Source organism: Oleiphilus sp. HI0128, from assembly GCF_001635365.1.
Genome location: NZ_LWGG01001131.1, coordinates 1 through 1,091 on the forward strand (window position 1 = coordinate 1; position 1,091 = coordinate 1,091).

The following is a 1,091-nucleotide window of genomic DNA, read 5'->3' on the forward strand; positions in this document are numbered from 1 at the left end:
CGATCTGCCCTACGACCGAGACAACACCAGTATGGCAAAGTTCGACATGTGTAGTACCTGTCAGCACGAATATTCCACTCCCTCAAATGCCAAACGCTTCCACTCGCAAACCAATGCCTGCAATGACTGTGGACCACAATTAGCGCTAGTCGATAAGAAAGGTATTCGTTTGCCTCTAGAACAGAATCAGGCACTAATCGATTTTTGCGCCGAACAATTAAAGCAAGGCGCTATTATTGCTATAAAAAGCATCGGTGGTTTCCACTTAATTTGCGATGCCAAAAATTCTGAGAGTATTAAGCGGCTAAGAAAAGTTAAGCAACGCCCTGATAAACCCTTTGCCCTCATGGCCTTGAATACGCCTTCACTTGAGCCCATAGTCGAGCTAGACAGAGCAAGCCTTCACGAGCTGAATTCTTCTCACGCACCGATTGTACTTCTGCCTAAGAAAAGAACTTTAAAGCCTGACTCTAAGCAAGAAGAGGAAGATTGGCTCGCACCGAACCTAAGTGACTTGGGCTGCATGTTGCCTTATACCCCGCTTCATTATCTAATTTTTCATGCCCTGCTTGGCAGGCCAAAAGGAATAAATTGGCTTGAAGAAGCACAAAACTATCAACTACTCGTGACCAGCGCCAACCTTCCTGATGAACCCATAGTTTATGACAACGACAAGTGCATCGAGCAACTTGCCTCATTAGCTGACTTCGCCTTGCTAAACGACCGTGATATTCTCGCGCCGTCTGATGACTCAGTCATTCAGGCAGGTGAACCCAAAGCACTAATCAGACGCTCTCGCGGGATCGTTCCCACCTCGATAGCTTTGTTAGATAAGCAAGCTCACTCTCTTGCTTGTGGGGCCCATTTAAAGAATACCTTCTGCTTAACTCAAGGCGATAAAGCCTATATATCGCCCTATCATGGCGAGTTAGACAAGCCAGAGAACTTCCGCCGTTTCCAGGCTAACATCGCCCATTATCAACACCTTTTTGGCAATAGGATTGATCAATACTGCGCAGACCTTCACCCAGATTATGTAAGTACTCACTTCGCTGAAAAGAACTCGCAGAAAAGCAACTCGCCCCTAATAA

1 protein-coding gene is annotated in these 1,091 nt (G+C 46.2%); it reads left to right on the top strand.

The window, feature by feature from the left end:
* Nucleotides 1-1,091 (top strand): Sua5/YciO/YrdC/YwlC family protein (locus A3763_RS19255; protein ID WP_197482984.1); only part of this gene is annotated, 1,091 nt, incomplete at both ends.